The 14,459-nt window shown below is 66.8% G+C and carries 14 protein-coding genes; 4 read left to right on the top strand and 10 right to left on the bottom strand.

Going from position 1 to position 14,459, the window contains the following annotated elements; genetic code table 11:
- The first annotated feature begins 12 nt into the window (after positions 1–12).
- Both cobU and cobO read left to right on the top strand, forming a co-directional pair.
- A complete protein-coding gene (cobU, locus tag SMN802W_RS0110125; protein WP_019516796.1) occupies positions 13–534 on the top strand; it encodes a bifunctional adenosylcobinamide kinase/adenosylcobinamide-phosphate guanylyltransferase in 522 nt (173 codons plus the stop codon).
- 38 nt (positions 535–572) lie between these two features.
- Positions 573–1,175 (top strand): cob(I)yrinic acid a,c-diamide adenosyltransferase, encoded by a 603-nt coding sequence (gene cobO / locus SMN802W_RS0110120; RefSeq protein WP_026325983.1) that lies wholly within the window; start codon positions 573–575, stop codon positions 1,173–1,175.
- A gap of 36 nt (positions 1,176–1,211) precedes the next feature.
- On the opposite strand, the gene SMN802W_RS0110115 is transcribed toward cobO, so the two are convergent.
- On the bottom strand, positions 1,212–1,469 hold the full coding sequence (locus tag SMN802W_RS0110115) for a response regulator transcription factor (protein ID WP_019516794.1): 258 nt from the start codon (positions 1,467–1,469) through the stop codon (positions 1,212–1,214).
- A 283-nt stretch (positions 1,470–1,752) separates the two neighbouring features.
- Here SMN802W_RS0110115 and SMN802W_RS0110110 point away from each other — a divergent pair, with 283 nt between their 5' ends.
- On the top strand, positions 1,753–2,430 hold the full coding sequence (locus SMN802W_RS0110110) for a FadR/GntR family transcriptional regulator (RefSeq protein ID WP_019516793.1): 678 nt from the start codon (positions 1,753–1,755) through the stop codon (positions 2,428–2,430).
- Here SMN802W_RS0110110 and SMN802W_RS0110105 read toward each other — a convergent pair.
- From SMN802W_RS0110105 to rnd, 9 genes are all read right to left on the bottom strand, one after another.
- A complete protein-coding gene (locus SMN802W_RS0110105; RefSeq protein ID WP_019516792.1) occupies positions 2,427–2,912 on the bottom strand; it encodes a gluconokinase in 486 nt (161 codons plus the stop codon). The genes SMN802W_RS0110110 and SMN802W_RS0110105 overlap by 4 nt on opposite strands.
- 169 nt (positions 2,913–3,081) lie before the next feature.
- On the bottom strand, positions 3,082–4,743 hold the full coding sequence (locus tag SMN802W_RS0110100; protein ID WP_019516791.1) for a GGDEF and EAL domain-containing protein: 1,662 nt from the start codon (positions 4,741–4,743) through the stop codon (positions 3,082–3,084).
- 87 nt (positions 4,744–4,830) lie between these two features.
- Complete coding sequence (locus SMN802W_RS0110095; RefSeq protein WP_019516790.1) at positions 4,831–7,158, bottom strand: xanthine dehydrogenase family protein molybdopterin-binding subunit; 2,328 nt, start codon at positions 7,156–7,158, stop codon at positions 4,831–4,833.
- Positions 7,155–8,138: an FAD binding domain-containing protein gene (locus tag SMN802W_RS0110090; protein WP_019516789.1), complete on the bottom strand. Its 984-nt coding sequence runs from the start codon at positions 8,136–8,138 to the stop codon at positions 7,155–7,157. Before SMN802W_RS0110090 ends, SMN802W_RS0110095 begins: the two co-directional genes overlap by 4 nt.
- Complete coding sequence (locus SMN802W_RS16865) at positions 8,135–8,662, bottom strand: 2Fe-2S iron-sulfur cluster-binding protein (protein ID WP_019516788.1); 528 nt, start codon at positions 8,660–8,662, stop codon at positions 8,135–8,137. Before SMN802W_RS16865 ends, SMN802W_RS0110090 begins: the two co-directional genes overlap by 4 nt.
- 88 nt (positions 8,663–8,750) lie before the next feature.
- Positions 8,751–9,770, bottom strand: coding sequence for a DHH family phosphoesterase (locus tag SMN802W_RS0110080; RefSeq protein WP_037523916.1), 1,020 nt, complete (start codon positions 9,768–9,770; stop codon positions 8,751–8,753).
- An 81-nt stretch (positions 9,771–9,851) separates the two neighbouring features.
- The gene (locus SMN802W_RS0110075) at positions 9,852–10,976 is read right to left on the bottom strand and encodes a metallophosphoesterase (RefSeq protein WP_019516786.1); all 1,125 of its coding nucleotides are present in this window, start codon (positions 10,974–10,976) and stop codon (positions 9,852–9,854) included.
- A 38-nt stretch (positions 10,977–11,014) separates the two neighbouring features.
- Entirely contained in the window at positions 11,015–11,296 is a 282-nt protein-coding gene (locus tag SMN802W_RS0110070; protein WP_019516785.1) for an I78 family peptidase inhibitor, read from the bottom strand.
- Entirely contained in the window at positions 11,293–12,468 is a 1,176-nt protein-coding gene (rnd, locus tag SMN802W_RS0110065; RefSeq protein ID WP_019516784.1) for a ribonuclease D, read from the bottom strand. Before rnd ends, SMN802W_RS0110070 begins: the two co-directional genes overlap by 4 nt.
- A gap of 146 nt (positions 12,469–12,614) precedes the next feature.
- Between rnd and aspS the strand changes: the two genes are divergently transcribed.
- A complete protein-coding gene (aspS, locus tag SMN802W_RS0110060) occupies positions 12,615–14,441 on the top strand; it encodes an aspartate--tRNA ligase (RefSeq protein ID WP_019516783.1) in 1,827 nt (608 codons plus the stop codon).
- Positions 14,442–14,459: the final 18 nt, after the last annotated feature.

Below are 14,459 nucleotides of genomic sequence, written 5' to 3'. Positions count from 1 at the left end.
GTCGGCAGGAACATGAGCGCGCACGCGACGACGACATTGGTGCTGGGCGGTGCGCGGTCGGGCAAGAGCCGGCACGCGCAGGAACTGGCGGAAGGGTGCACGGGCGAGCTGGTCTTCGTCGCCACCGCGCAGGCGTTCGATGGCGAGATGGCCGAGCGCATTGCAGCGCATCGGCGCGACCGTGACGCGCGCTGGTCGACGCTTGAGGCACCGACGGACCTGCCCGGAGCGATCGGGCGGGAGGCGCGTGCGGGCCGTGTGCTGCTGGTCGATTGTCTCACCTTATGGGTGTCGAACCTGATGCTTGGCGATGCCGATATGGATCAGGCGAGCGACGCTTTGGTGAGCGCGATCGAACAGGCTGACGGTGACCTGATCTTCGTCAGCAACGAGGTCGGCTTCGGCATCGTGCCCGACAATGCGCTGGCACGACGCTTCCGTGATGCGGCCGGCCGCTTGAACCAGCGGGTTGCGGCGGTGTGCGACCGGGTCGAGCTGGTGGTCGCAGGACTGCCGCTGCGGATCAAGGGATAGGGAAGGCGTCGGCCTGGCCGACGTGATCGATGGAGACGATGTCGATGCGCAGTGACGAAGAACATGCCGAGAAGATGGCGAAGAAGAAGGTCGCGCACGATCGCATCGTCGCATCGAAGCAGGTCGAGAAGGGCCTGCTGATCGTTCACACCGGCAAGGGCAAGGGCAAGACCTCCGCGGCGCTCGGCATGGTGGTGCGCGCGGTTGGACATGGCATGAAGGTCGGCGTCGTCCAGTTCGTTAAGGGTGCGATGGAAACCGGCGAGGCGCCGGTGTTCCGGCAGCTGGGCGTCGAGTTCAAGCCGATGGGCGAGGGCTTCACCTGGGACACGCAGGACCGCACGCGCGATATCGCGACGGCGCGTGCGGCGTGGGAGGAGGTCAAGCGGATGATCGCCGACCCGACTTATCGCATGGTGCTGGCGGACGAACTGAACATCGTGCTGCGCTACGATTATCTGCCGCTGGATGAGGTGCTCGACGTGCTGCGTGCCAAGCCGGCAATGACCCATGTCATTGTAACGGGACGCAATGCGCCCGACGCGCTGATCGAGCTTGCCGACCTGGTGACTGACATGAGCCTCGTCAAACATCCGTTCCGCGAGCAGGGCGTGAAGGCACAGGCCGGGATCGAGTTCTGACCGGCGGCGGGTGCCGACGCATCGGTCCCGAAGAACCTATCCCGCCAACCGCGCGTCGTAACCCAACGCCTGCGCCGCCATCGCGACCTGGGTCCGGTTGCGGACGTTGAGCTTGCGCATCAGCGCGGTCATGTGCGCCTTCACGGTCGCCTCGGCGATGCCGAGATCATAGGCGATCTGCTTGTTGAGTCGGCCGGAACGGACGCCGTGCATCACCTTCAGCTGCGTCGGGGTCAGCCGGGCAGGTCGGGGCACCAGCGTGTGTGCTGGATCATGTGCTTGTTCGCCTGTCATGCGTCATCCTCCCTTGATCGACGGTACGGTCGCGGTCCGCCTTGTTTCGCGCGAACTCTGTTCCTGCATTCCTTACGACAAGTGGTTGGACAGGTTCAATCCCCGAAGCTAATTTACCGCTATCTTAGGCGCGCCGGCGTCCTGATAGAGAAAAGACTTGTCATACAGGTTTCGCGCCTGACCGTTTCAAGCGGAGACCGAACGACAGCGTAAAAGGACGCGGTACCTCTTGGTCCCGGCGGAATGCGCGCTATCCTGAGCTACCAAGGGAGAGGGCGTGCACGTGGTGCAGGAACGACTGACCGATCGCGCCTACACCGCGATCGTCGAGATCATCGACGACCAGGATCTGAGCGTCGGAGATCGGCTACCGGCGGAAGCGCGGCTGGCGGAGATGTTCGGCATGTCGCGCACGATCGTGCGCGAGGCGCTGGCGCGGCTCGCGTCAGACGGGATCACCGAGCCGCGGCGCGGTGCGGGATCGTTCGTGAAGAGCAGGCCATCGCACAGGATGCTGGCGTTCATGCCGGCTTCGGGGCTGGCGGCGACGCTCGGTACCTACGAAGTTCGTTTCGTGCTGGAGGCGGAGGCAGCACGGCTGGCGGCAGCGCGGCGATCTGACGAGGAGATGGCGGCGATCGAGGCAGCGCTCGCCGACCTGCGCCGCGCGCTGCTGTCCGATGCGCCGGCGCACGACGAGGACATGGAATTGCACCGCCGCATTGTCGGGGCGACCGCCAATCCGGCGTTCCCGGCGGCGTTCGAGGCGCTGGTCGGCGAGGTCGAGAAGGTGATGCGGGCCGGTGTCGATATCTCGCGCTCGCGCCCGCCCGAGGTGATCGGGGCGATGATGCGCGAGCATGAGATGATCGTCGACGCGATCGGTGCGCAGGACGGCGATGCGGCCGCACTCGCGATGCGGTGGCACCTGTCGGAAGGGCGCAAGCGCTTGATGCCCTAGGTGCCCTGGGCCCAGGTGATCGCCGCGTAGCAGAGTTCGGACGGGCTGTGATGCGCGTCGAGCGCCAGCACCGGCTCGTCGGGTGCAGGAAGCTCGAGGCTGTCCAGCTGACTGTCGAGCAGGCTGGCGGGCATATAGTGATGTGCGCGGTGTTGGAGGCGCTCGACCAGCTCGTCGCGATCAGTGTCGAGCAGGACAAAGCGGACGCTGCCTGCGGTCGCGGCGATCAGGCGGTCACGGTAGCGTCGCTTGAGCGCGGAGCAGGTCGCGACGGCGCGGCCATGCGTGCGCGCCGCCGTCCCGACCGCTTCCCCCAGGCGGTCGAGCCACGGCCAGCGATCAACGTCGCTCAAAGGGTGACCCGCACGCATCTTCGCGATCGCCTCGACCGAATGGAAATCGTCCCCTTCAAGGAACGGGCAATCCAGCGCGCGCGCGAGCAGGCTGCCGAGCGTCGACTTGCCCGACCCGCTGACCCCCATGACGATGATGGCGAGCGGGGCTGCGCCACGGGCAGGGGTAAGGGTCACGTCGTCCGGCTCCTTCTGCGACACCGCCGCAGCGTTAGGCGGCGAGGCTGGAACGCGGAAGCCGGACCAAGGTCGCAAGCGCCGCCATCACACGGCGACACCGCCTCTTTGCACACGGCTATCAGGCGGCGAGCCGCCACGTGCCGCGTCCGGCTGCCTTCGCCTGGTAGAGCGCCCGGTCGGCGCGGGTCATCACCGCGCGCTGGGTGACGAGCGGGGAGGCGGACCATGCCGCGCCGATGCTGGCGCCGACATCGAGCCCACTGTCACCACATGCGTCGAAGCGGCCCTGCAAAACCGTCACCGTGCGCGCCGCGAGCGACTCGAGCTTGCCTATGTCGGCGCCGACCAGCACGACCGCAAACTCGTCGCCGCCCAGCCTCGCGACCAGGTCGTCACGGCGTACCGAACCGCGTAGACGGTCGCCGACCTCGACCAGTATAGCATCGCCCGCGTCGTGGCCGAGCGTGTCGTTGACCTGCTTGAACCCGTCGAGGTCGACCAGCATCACTCCGCAGGCGAGGTCGGCAGGCAGCGCGGCCAGCCGCTGATCCAGTCCGCGCCGGTTCAGAAGCCCGGTGAGCGGATCGGTCGTCGCCTCCAGTTCGGCACGGATGCGGCGTTCGTGTTCCTCGGTCAGGTCGATCGTCACGCCGACGAGCTTCTCGGGCCGGCCGTGCTCGTCGCGTAGAAGCCGCCGGTCGCAGCGCATCCAGTGGATGCCGCTCGCGGTCTGCAGGCGGTATTCGACCGAGGAGCGGTCGTGCTTCCCCTCGATCAGGTCGCTCAGGTCGGCCTTGGCGCGATCCTCGGGCAGGATGTGCTCGCTGAAACCATCGAGATCATAGGGTTGTGCCTCAGGACCGGCGACAAAGCGCGCAAGCTGCTGCGATGTCTCAAAGGTGCCGCTCGCCACATCCATGTGCCACGATCCGCCGCGTACCGCTTCGGACACGAGCGACAGGCGTGCGTTCATCTCGATCAATCGGCGTTCGGCCTCGCGTTGCTGGGTGATGTCCTCGACATGAGCGAAGAAGCAGGTGACCTGTCCCGAGTCGTTACGCACCGCCGAAACCTCCAGCCGAGCGGAGAAGGCGGTGCCGTTCGGGCGCACGTAGCGCTTTTCCATGCTGTAGCCGTTACGCACACCGGCAAGGATTTCGTTTAGTTGCCGCAGGTCGGACTCGAGGTCGTCCGGATGCGTGATATCGGAGATGCCAAGGCCGAGAAGGTCCTGCGCCGGGCGCTCAATCATCGCCGCGAAGCGCGGGTTGACGCGAACGATGCGCCCATCCGGGCTGACGATCGCACGGCCGAATGGCGCGTTTTCGAACGCTTCGGCGAACATTGCCTCGCTGCGTGCCGTTTCGAAATCGATGGTGTCGCGCCGGCACGTCTCTGTCACTAGGACGATGACGCCGGCGACATGCCCGATTTCGTCAAAATCCGGGACGTAGCTTCCTTGCACCGATCGCTGGTCGTCGTTGTCGAACAGCAGGTAGTCGTAGGAAATCGTCTCACCACCGAGGGCGCGGCGTAGCTGGTCGGCGATCAGCGGGTAGTTACGTTCCCCAACGATTTCACGAACGTAGCGGCCGACGATCTTGTCGGGGTCCATGCCGCGCCAGCGCGCATAGGTCTGATTGGCGTAACGGTAGCGCAGATCGGGTCCGAAATAGGCGACCAACCCGGGAAGCAGATCAAGGATACGTGCCGGCGCCACCGCGGAGTTGTGGGCCTGATGCGGCACCAGCGTGTCCGCAGCGTTGAGCGACGAGGGCATGTGCGAGCCATACGGCGGGCAGGTTAACAACGTTTCTCCGGCTAGAGGGCGAAGCGACGAAGCCAGGGCGTCGCCTCGCCTGTTATTTCAGAGCAGCTTGTCGAGCGTGATCGGCAGGTCGCGCACACGCTTGCCGGTCGCGTTGAACACCGCGTTCGCGACGGCGGCCGCAACGCCGGTGATCCCGATCTCACCGACGCCGCGCGCGCCCATGGGTGCATGCGGATCGGGAATGTCGGTCCACATGACCTCGATCTCGGGCACGTCCATGTGCACGGGCACGTGATATTCGGCGAGGCTGGGGTTCATGATGCGCCCGCTGCGCTCGTCATATTGCGTCTCCTCCATCAGCGCGAGGCCGAGTCCCATGATGATGCCGCCGCGGAACTGGCTCGCCGCGGTCTTGGGGTTGAGGATTCGGCCGCAGTCGAACGAGCCGAGAAAGCGCGAGACGCGCAGCTCGCCCGTCACGGCATTCACGCGCACTTCGCAGAACATCGCGCCGTGCGAGTGCATCGACCAGTGCGTCGTCTCCAACGGTGCGGGCGGCTCGGCCTCCGCAGATACCTCGTCGCGCTGCGCGCGAGACAGGATCGAGGCGTAGCTCTCATGTGCCGAAGGATCGTCGACCTTTGCGAGGCCACTGTTCACGCTGACGACTTCATCGACATCAAGGCCGGCGAGCGGCGAGTCGTTGCCGGCGAGCTTCAGCAGCTCGGTGACGAGCGCGCGGTGCGCGGCCATCACCGACGCGCCGATCGCGGCAGTCTGCTGCGATCCGCCGGCCATGACGGTGCCTGGTAGCGTGCTGTCGCCATAGTTGAACGCGACTTGGTCCATGTCGAGCCCGAGTCGATCGGCCGCGACCTGCGTCTGCGCGGTGGCGGTGCCCATGCCCATGTCGTGCGCCGCGATGTCGACCGTCGCGCCGTCCGGCCTGAGCGTGATCCGCGCCGCGCCGCCCGGCATGCGATAATAGGGATAGGTTGCGGTGGCGACACCGGTGCCGATCATCCACTCGCCCTCGCGCCGCGTGCCCGGTGCATGGCGTTCGGACCAGCCGAACCGCTCGGCGCCGTCACGATAAGCTTTTTCGATCTCTCGGGAGGAGAAAGGCGCGCCGGTGGTCGGGTCCTTCTCGGGCTCGTTGCGCAGCCGCAGCTCGATCGGATCGACGCCCATCTCGTGCGCGAGCTCGTCGATCGCGCTTTCGAGCGCAAAGGTGCCAACCGCTTCACCGGGCGCGCGCATGAAGGTGTTGGCGACCATGTCGAGATAGGCGACCTCGACGTCGAGCTTCATCGTTTTTGCCGCATAGGCGCTGCGGGCGGGCAGGATGAACGGCTCGGGCAGGACGTTGTGGTGGCTCATCGCGGTCGTGCCGGTGTGGATCAGCGCCTCGAAGGTGCCGTCCGCGTCCGCGCCAAGCGCGACGCGCTGTTCGGTGACCGTACGCCCGCCGACGATGCGGTAGACGCCCTCGCGTGAGAGCATCAGGCGGACGGGACGCCCGGCCAATTTAGACGCGGCGGCGGCGAGCACCTGATGCTGCCACAATCCCTTGCCGCCGAATCCGCCGCCGACGAACGGGGAGGTGACATGGACCTGATCCTCCGCCATTCCAAACACATGCCCTAACGACCAGGCGGTGTGCGCGACCATCTGCGTCGCGTCGTGAACGCGCAAGGTTTCGTCGTCCCACGCAACGGTGACCGCGTGCAACTCGATCGCATTGTGACTGTGCCGCGGCGTCGTGTAGCGTCGGTCGACCTTGTGCGCCGCGCGCGCCAGCGCCTCCTCGGCGGTGCCGTTCTCGAACTTGAGCGGCTGCCCCATGAACTGTGCGGGCTCGACGCCGTTCGCCTTGGCCTCGGCCAGCGCGGTGACCGCATGTTCTTCCGCGTAGGCGACATGGATCAGCGCGGCGGCGTGATCGGCCTGTTCCTGCGTCTCGGCCAGCACGAGCGCGACCGGCTCACCGTTCCAATACACCTTCGCGTCCTGCATCACGGGCAGGTCGTTACCGCCGCACGCCTTTTCCGAGGTCATGAACAGCGGCATCCGCTTCATGCGCGGCGCGTTGCGATAGGTCATGACGAGCCGGACGCCTGGCGCAGCCTCTGCCGCACCGGTCTCAAGCGCAGTGATCGTGCCCTTGGCGATCGTGCTGAACACGAGCGCAGCGTAGAGCATGCCGTCGAGCGGAAACTCCGCCGCATAGGGTGCCGCGCCGCGCACCTTGACCGGACCATCGATACGCGAGATCGCCCGGCCGACATGACCGTGCTGCGCGCGGATCAGCGGATCGGGCTTGCCGCCGGGCATCCAGCTGTCGGGTGCGAGTTGCACCGCCTTTGCCATGACGGCCTGCGCCGCGCCTTGCACCGCCTGTTTGGCGTCCTCGACCGCTTTCATGCGTCCACTCCCGCCAGTTCGGCCAGCACGGCCGTGATCGTCCGTTTCGCGAGCTCTATCTTGAAGCCGTTGTCGCGCAGCGGCACCGCGACGGCGAGTTCGGCGTCGGCAGCGGCGCGGAAGGTATCGGGTGTTGCGGCTTGGCCGCGCAGCGCCGCTTCGGCGCGGGTCGCGCGCCACGGCTTGTGCGCGACGCCGCCGAGCGCGAGGCGCACGTCGCTGACGTGACCGTCCTCCACCTGGATAGCGGCGGCGACCGAGACGAGCGCAAAGGCGTAGCTCGCGCGGTCGCGTACCTTGCGATAGGTCGAGTGCGCGGCGAGCGGCGAGGAGGGCAGCTCGATTGCGGTGATCAACTCTCCCGCCTCCAGCACAGTATCGAGCTGCGGATGGTCGCCGGGCAGCCGGTGCAAGTCGGTCAGCGGCAGCGTGCGCGTGCCGGTCGCGGACGAAAGATGCACGACCGCGTCGAGCGCGGCGAAGGCGACGCACATGTCGCTCGGATGCGTCGCGACGCAGGCGTCGGATGCGCCGAGAATGGCGTGGATGCGGTTGAACCCGTCTTTCGCATCGCAGCCTTGTCCCGGCTGGCGCTTGTTGCAGCGCGACCCTTCGGCATCGTAGAAATAAGTGCAGCGCGTCCGCTGGAGCAGGTTGCCGCCGACCGTCGCCATGTTGCGGATCTGCGCGCTGGCGCCCGCCAGGATCGCGCGGGCAAGGACGGGATAGCGGGTGCGGACCTGTGGATGTGCAGCAAGCGCGCTGTTGGTCACGGCCGCACCGATCATCAGCCCGCCGCCGGGCGTGTCGGTGATGTCGCGCGACAGGCCGGTCACGTCGACCAGCGCGGCGGGGCGCTCCACCGTCTCACGCATCAGGTCGACCAGATTGGTGCCGCCGCCGAGATAGCGTGCACCGTGCCGGGCGAGTTCGAGTGCCTGCGTCGTGTCGCGAGCGCGGTTGAAGCTGAACGGCGTCATTCTGCGGCCTCCAGCACCTTTTCATCGGCATGGCCGTAGACCTCGAGGATCGCATCGACGATGCCGTTATGCGCACCGCAGCGACACAGATTGCCGCTCATCCGCTCACGCACCTCGTCGCGGGTCAGCGTGATCGTGTCGCCGCCGAGCGCATCGGTGACGTGGCTGGGCATGCCGCGCGCGATCTCGTCGGCCATCGCAACGGCGGAGCAGATCTGGCCGGGCGTGCAATAGCCGCACTGGAACCCGTCATGCTCGATGAAGGCAGCCTGGAGCGGATGGAGCGTGTCGCCGTCCGCCAGTCCTTCGATCGTGGTAACCTCACGGCCGTCATATTGCACCGCGAGTGCCAAGCAGGAGACGATCCGCTCACCGTCGACCAGGACGGTGCAGGCACCGCACGCGCCCTGATTGCAGCCTTTCTTGGTGCCGGAGAGGTGAAGCCCCTCTCGCAGCAGGTCGAGCAGCGACACACGCGGATCGCTGGGAATGGGAACGGGCGATCCATTGATGGTGATCGGCATGACGCTTCTCCGATGATGGTGGACAGAATAGTCGCGCGACGATCACGCAGCAATGACCGCGGGTGGCTTCATGGTCGTAGCTGGAGCGTCAATCGACGCGGGGCAGCACCGCTTGGTCGAAGCCCAGTCCGGTCACGAAGTCGTTCCATTGCGCAATCGTCAGCGCGCCGCCGGTCGCCTGAGCATGACCGTTGCCGTAGCGGCCGTCAGCACCCTCAGGCCGGTGCTCGGCGAGGAACGCAAGCAGGTCGCGCCCGCTCGCCGAACGCGCGGCGAAATGCACCCAGCCGGGGCGGTAGCCGCTGTTGGCGGCGATCACGATCTTGTCCTTCAGCCGCCCGCGCCATTGCTGTGCGATCAACGGATGGATCTGACAGGGTGAGGCGAAAAGGATCAGCGCGACGTCGCCGACGACGCGTGGGGCGATGCGGCGGGCGGCCTCGACCGCTGCGCGGACCTCCGCCTTGGCGGCGACCAGCGCCTGCGCATCGGCGCTGTCGCCCTTGCTGATGATCTTGGGTCCGTCTGCGGTTAGCAGCAGGCGGAGCGCCGGTAATGCGTCTGCTGCGGCGGTGCGCCGGGGCGCATTGACGAGCGAAGTCGCGTCGCGCAGCGCGGTCTTGCCCCAGCGTGCCTGCGCCTCGGCGAGTTCGGGAAAGGCGTCCTCGGGCGCCATGTCGCCGATCAGCCCGAGGGCGGCGAGCCATTGCAGGTCGGACGCGTCACCCAGCGCAGCCGCCGCCCACCACGCGATCAGCGCACTGGTGGGTTCCGGGTTTAGTTCGTGCCCGTTAAGCGTCACGCCATCGGGCGGTGTGCCGGTCGGGCGATGGTGGTCGATCGTCAGCGTTGGTACGCCCGAGAGGACGGGCTCGCCGCGCGTACCCAGATCGGTGACGATCAATCCGGCGGGCGACATCGCGTGCAGGTGGTCGGCGAACGACTTGTCCCATGGCGTCTCGCCCTTGCCGACGATCGCCGCCTCGGCCTCGCGCCCGCTCGTTCGCAACGCTCGTAGCAGGATCGCGACAGCCGACAGGCCGTCCGCATCGAAGTGACCCGCTACGACGATGCGACCTGTGGGTACGTCGTCAAGGAAGCGAGCCATGCCGGCGCGTGCGTCGGCGCGGGGGTCATCATTGGTAAGCGAACCGATCATGGCGACAGAACCGGCGGGGGCGGGCGAGGTTCACCCCCGATGGAGCGTGAAGCATGTCATCTCCGATGGACGGCCAAGCCGGATCGCGAAGCCCGGCCACAGACCTGTGCCGTTGCTGACGTAGAGCGTCATGTCGCCAATTGGGTAGACGCCCGAGACGAAGCCGCCATTGGCGGGCTCGAGCAGCTTCGCCATTCCGGCGATCATGCCGCCATGGGTGTGGCCGGAGAGCTGCAGTGCAACGCCTTGCGCGGCGGCAGCGCGTGCGTTGCGCGGCTGGTGATCGAGCAGGACGATCGGGGCGGCGGGCGGTGCACCGGCGAGCGCTGCTTCGCGGTCGGGACCTGCTTGGCCCGCGCCACGCGCGGACAGATCCGTGACACCCGCGATGACCAGCGCCGCGTCGGCGCGTTCGACCACCGTGTGGGCGTTCGGCAGCATGCGGATGCCGAGCGCGCTCAGGTGCCGCATCCACTCGGCATAATCGAAGAAGTATTCGTGATTGCCCGGCACCGCCCAGACGCCGTCAAGCGCACGCAGGTCGGCGAGTGGTGCGACATCGTCGCGGCGCATCGCGACCGAGCCGTCGATGAAGTCGCCGGTCACCACGATCGCATCCACGCCCGCGGCGTTCGCGCGCGTGACGACTTGGCGAGCCCAAGGCGCGGTGAACAGCCGGCTGAGGTGCAGATCGGTCAGTTGCAGCAGTCGATAGCCCTCGAACGCGGGCGGCAGGTTCGGGATCGTAATTGCGACGTCCTTGACCAGTGGCACGCGCGCTGCATTCGCGACGCCGATCGCGGCGAGGATCATTGCCAGCACCGCCACGGCATAGCGCGCGGCGTCAGGCATCGCCCACGCACCACGTCGCACGATCCAGCCGATGACGCCCGCCACGTCGAGCGCAAGCTGGAACACCGCCAGCAGCAGAATCGCGCCAAATGCCCAGTTGAACAGCAGCACGATGGTGCGCGGAAACTCGGGCGCGAATACCGATCCCGACGAGAGGCGGCTCCACAGATGATATTGCGACGCGGCGAGCAGGGCGACGACGCCCACCAGCTTGATCCAACCAGGCAGCGACAAGGGAACCAGCCAGCGCGCGATGACGATCAGACTGGGGATCGAGAAGAACAGGTGAAAGATCGACGTCACTCCTCACACGGCCGGGCGGACTGTTCGGCCGGCGGCGCTCAACCGCAGGTGAGCTTCACGACCCGGCCGCTCGCGTCGGTCTCGATGTTGAGGCGATCGGCGCGATAGTCCATCGTCAGCATGTCGCCGGTCGCGTAGCGGCGGACGCTGCGCGCGCCGCTCAGCCGCTGCGCCTCTGCCTGCGCGGTGTCGGCGGCTTGACCGACGAGGTGCTGAGCGCCGTCCGCGTTGCAGGCGGTAGCCGGCGCAACGAGACCGGCGTTCTTCGGCGCGCAGGCAGAGATCGCCGCCATGGCGATCAACAGCGCTACCCGCATCATTCCGCCGCCTCCGCGCGGGTCATCTTCAACCGGCCGCCGGTGACCGCAAACGCCATCCGCCCTTCGACCAGATCGAGCGCGTCGCGGCCGAACTGGTCGAAGCGCCAGCCCTCCAGGATCGACAGCCCGCTGCGCGCGCCTGCCGCCAGGGCTTCCAAATCGTCCGATCGCGCGAGCAGCCGCGGTGCGACGTCGATGTCGCGAGCGCGTATCTTGAGCAAGAGCTTGAGCAGGTCGGCGACGAGCGCGCCGTCCTTCCCCAGGCCCGGCTTGCGATCGTCGCGCGCAGGCATCTCGTCGGTAGGCAGCGGACGCGCATGCTCGATTGCCGCCATCAGTCGCGCACCGATCTCGTTCGAGCCCCAGGTCTGCGACAGGCCGCGTACCTTGGCGAGGTCGGCCTGTTTGCGCGGCGGATGGCCGGCGAGGTCGCCTAGCGTCTCGTCCTTGACGATGCGTCCACGCGGCAGGTCCTTGCCCTGCGCCTCCAGCTCGCGCCAGCGTGCGATCGCCTTCAACCGCCCGAGCACGTCGGCCTTGCGGCTCGCGACGCGCACGCGCTTCCACGCGAGATCGGGATCGTTGGCGTAATTCGCCGGGTCGGCGAGCCGCTCCATTTCCTGGTCTAGCCACGCGCCGCGCCCGGTCTTCTTCAATCGTTCCAGCATCTTGGGGAAGATATTTGACAGGTGAGTCACGTCGCCGATCGCATAATCGACCTGCCGGTCGTCGAGCGGTCGCCGGGACCAATCGGTGAAGCGTGCGCCCTTGTCGACTTGGATACCGAGCCAGCTGTCGACAAGATTGGAATAGCCGATCTGCTCGCCCTGTCCGAGCGCCATCGCCGCGACCTGCGTGTCGAACAGCGGGTGCGGGGTGCGGCCGGTCAGATTGTAGATGATCTCGATATCCTGCCCGCCCGCGTGGAAGACCTTAAGCACGTCCTCATTCTCGGTCAGCAGCTCGAGCAGCGGCGTCATGTCGAGGCCGGGCGCCTTGGGATCGATCGCGGCGGCCTCTTCCGTGTCCGCGATCTGGATCAGACAGAGCTCGGGGTAATAGGTGCTTTCGCGCATGAATTCGGTGTCGACCGTCACGAACGGCGCATCGGCGAGGCGGGCGCACAGGTTGGCGAGCGTCGCGCTGTCGGTAATCAGGGGATGAACGTGCATATCCCGCGGGTCATAGCGGGGCGGCGCCAGCTTGACAAAGCGTGGTTGGAAGGGGAGGGCGCGCGGGTTATCGGCCGGGTACGAGACGTACCCGCCAGCCGCCACCAATCCCGGTTTCGCCGGGGTGACGATCAAGAGACTCGCCCATGCACGCCTATCGCTCGCACACCTGCGCCCAACTGACCGCCGAGAACGATGGCGAGACCGTCCGCCTGTCGGGCTGGGTGCATCGCAAGCGCGACCACGGCGGCGTGCTGTTCGTCGACCTGCGCGACCATTACGGCATCACGCAGATCGTCGCGGATACCGACAGCCCGGTGCTGGCGCTGCTCGATAGCTTGCGCGTCGAGTCGGTGGTGACGATCGACGGCAGCGTCAAGCGACGGTCGGAGGCGACGGTGAACCCGAACCTCGCGACCGGCGAGATCGAGGTCTACGCGCGCGCCGCGACCGTGCAGAGCCACGCCGCCGAGCTGCCCATGCCCGTCTTCGGAGACGCCGAATACCCGGAAGAGATCCGGCTGCGGAACCGCTTCCTCGATTTGCGCCGCGAGAAGCTGCACGCGAACATCATGCTGCGATCGAGCGTCATCGCGTCGATCCGCCGCCGCATGGTCGACCAGGGCTTCACCGAGTTCCAGACGCCGATCCTGACCGCATCGAGCCCCGAGGGCGCGCGCGATTACCTCGTCCCTAGCCGCGTCCACCCGGGCAAGTTCTACGCGCTGCCGCAGGCGCCGCAGATGTTCAAGCAGCTGCTGATGGTCGCCGGGTTCGATCGTTATTTCCAGATAGCGCCGTGCTTCCGCGACGAGGACGCGCGCGCCGACCGGTCACCGGGTGAATTCTACCAGCTCGATTTCGAGATGAGCTACGTCACGCAGGAAGACGTGTTCCAAGCGATCGAGCCGGTGCTTCACGGCGTGTTCGAGGAGTTCGCCAACTGGCCGGGCAAGGGGCGGACCGTCTCGGCGCTGCCGTTCAAGCGTATCCCGTACCGCGAATCGATGCTGAAATACGGCAACGACAAGCCCGACCTGCGCAACCCGCTGATCATCTCGGACGTGTCCGAGCAGTTCGTCGGATCGGGCTTCGGCCGCTTCGCCTCCATCGTCGAGGCGGGCGACGTGGTGCGCGCGATCCCGGCACCGGGTACGCACGAGAAGAGCCGCAAGTTCTTCGACGACATGAACGTCTGGGCGCAGGGTGAGGGGTTCGCCGGGCTCGGCTATGCCACGCGCAAGAACGGCGAATGGGGCGGACCGATCGCCAAGAACCACGGCGAGGACAAGATGTCGGCGATGGCCGACGCGCTCGGGCTTGGACCGAACGATGGCCTGTTCTTCGCAGCCGGCAAGGAAGCGCAGGCAGCGAAGCTCGCGGGTCTGGCGCGCACGCGCGTCGCGGACCAGCTCGGCCTGATCGACCAGAACCGGTTCGAGTTCTGCTGGATCGTCGACTTTCCGATGTTCGAATATGACGAGGACAACAAGAAGGTCGATTTCAGCCATAACCCCTTCTCGATGCCGCAGGGCGAGATGGAGGCGCTGGAGACAAAGGACCCGCTCGACATCCTCGCCTATCAGTATGACATCGTCTGCAACGGCGTGGAGCTGTCGTCGGGTGCGATCCGCAACCATCGTCCCGACATCATGTACAAGGCGTTCGAGATCGCGGGCTACAGCCAGGCCGACGTCGACACCAACTTCGCGGGCATGATCAACGCGTTCAAGTATGGCGCGCCTCCGCACGGCGGGTCGGCACCGGGCATCGACCGCATCGTCATGCTGCTGGCCGACGAGCCCAACATTCGCGAGGTGATCGTCTTCCCGATGACGCAGAAGGCCGAGGATCTGATGATGGGCGCGCCGAACTACGCGACGCCCAAGCAGCTGCGCGAGCTCAACCTGCGCGTGACCGTCGACGGCCCGAAGGCCGACGTCGACGCCGCGGTCAGCAAGCGCGCCGGCTGAGCCAATGCAAAGGTACGA

Origin of the sequence: Sphingomonas sp. Mn802worker, assembly GCF_000382485.1 — a bacterium.
Classification (GTDB): Bacteria; Pseudomonadota; Alphaproteobacteria; order Sphingomonadales; family Sphingomonadaceae; genus Sphingomonas.
This window is presented reverse-complemented; position numbering and strand designations above follow the sequence as displayed.

Bases quoted from the DNA above. Each gene is read 5' to 3' on its own strand.
- SMN802W_RS0110095 (WP_019516790.1), bottom strand. From the start codon at position 7,158: ATGAAAGCGGTCGAGGACGCCAAACAGGCGGTGCAAGGCGCGGCGCAG.
- cobU (WP_019516796.1), top strand. From the start codon at position 13: ATGAGCGCGCACGCGACGACGACATTGGTGCTGGGCGGTGCGCGGTCG.
- rnd (WP_019516784.1), bottom strand. From the start codon at position 12,468: ATGCACGTTCATCCCCTGATTACCGACAGCGCGACGCTCGCCAACCTG.
- SMN802W_RS0110105 (WP_019516792.1), bottom strand. From the start codon at position 2,912: ATGGGGGTCAGCGGGTCGGGCAAGTCGACGCTCGGCAGCCTGCTCGCG.
- SMN802W_RS0110115 (WP_019516794.1), bottom strand. From the start codon at position 1,469: ATGACAGGCGAACAAGCACATGATCCAGCACACACGCTGGTGCCCCGA.
- SMN802W_RS0110100 (WP_019516791.1), bottom strand. From the start codon at position 4,743: ATGCCCTCGTCGCTCAACGCTGCGGACACGCTGGTGCCGCATCAGGCC.
- aspS (WP_019516783.1), top strand. From the start codon at position 12,615: ATGCACGCCTATCGCTCGCACACCTGCGCCCAACTGACCGCCGAGAAC.
- SMN802W_RS0110090 (WP_019516789.1), bottom strand. From the start codon at position 8,138: ATGACGCCGTTCAGCTTCAACCGCGCTCGCGACACGACGCAGGCACTC.
- SMN802W_RS0110080 (WP_037523916.1), bottom strand. From the start codon at position 9,770: ATGGCTCGCTTCCTTGACGACGTACCCACAGGTCGCATCGTCGTAGCG.
- cobO (WP_026325983.1), top strand. From the start codon at position 573: ATGTCGATGCGCAGTGACGAAGAACATGCCGAGAAGATGGCGAAGAAG.
- SMN802W_RS16865 (WP_019516788.1), bottom strand. From the start codon at position 8,662: ATGCCGATCACCATCAATGGATCGCCCGTTCCCATTCCCAGCGATCCG.
- SMN802W_RS0110070 (WP_019516785.1), bottom strand. From the start codon at position 11,296: ATGATGCGGGTAGCGCTGTTGATCGCCATGGCGGCGATCTCTGCCTGC.